Genomic DNA, 832 nt, shown 5'->3' on the forward strand with positions numbered 1-832 from the left:
AGTTTATGCTAAGTCAACAGCCTATACGATCTACGCTCATGTACTACACATGATAAGACTGCGTGGACCACCGGGATCTACACGGCCACCAGATCTCTTTCCGTACGCGACGCCCTTCCGAACTGCGGGCGTGGGCGGCACCAGCCGCGCGCTGATCCCGGCGCTGGCCGGGTTCCCGGTCGACTATCTGTACAGCGACGTCTCGCCGTTCTTCCTGAACGAGGCGCGCGAGCGCCATGCCGATACGCCGTGGGTGCGCTACGGCCTGTTCGACCTCAATCGCGACTACACGGCGCAGGGGCTCATGGCCGGCAGTTGGGACGTGATCGTCTGCTCCAACGTGTTGCACAACGCCAAGCACGCGCCGACCGTGGTCGAGCGGCTGCGCGAGCTGGGCGCGCCCGGCTGCACGCTGATCGTGATCGAGGCCACGCGCGAGATCGCGGCGCTGATGACCTCGATGGAATTCCAGAGCGGGTTGTCGGGCTTCGTCGACGAGCGCGACGCGCTCGATCAGACCTTCTTCACGCGCGAGCAGTGGCAACAGATGTTCGACGCGGCCGGCGGCGACCTGCTGGCGGCCTATCCGGACGCCGCCGATCCGCTCGCCCGTGTCGGCCAGGTGGCGTTCGTGGTGCGCTTCCCGGGCCAGCGCGCCGTGCTGCACGACACCGCGCTCGACGCGCAACTGCGCGAGCGCCTGCCGGCCGCGATGCTGCCGTCGCGGCTCGAGGTGCTCGAGGCGCTGCCGCTCACGCGCAACGGCAAGGTGGACCGGGCCGCGCTGGTGGCCCGCGCGCTCGCGGCCGGACAGCCGGGCGCGCTCGCGCCG

The 832-nt window shown here is 69.1% G+C and carries 1 protein-coding gene; it reads left to right on the forward strand.

All coding sequences use genetic code 11. The annotated features are described in order from the left end of the window. Positions 1 to 130: 130 nt before the first annotated feature. Positions 131 to 832: class I SAM-dependent methyltransferase (locus G3N92_RS34350; protein WP_206131915.1), on the forward strand; the 702-nt coding region annotated here is incomplete at its 3' end.

Source organism: Burkholderia sp. Ac-20379 (assembly GCF_017104645.1).
Classification (GTDB): Bacteria; Pseudomonadota; Gammaproteobacteria; order Burkholderiales; family Burkholderiaceae; genus Burkholderia.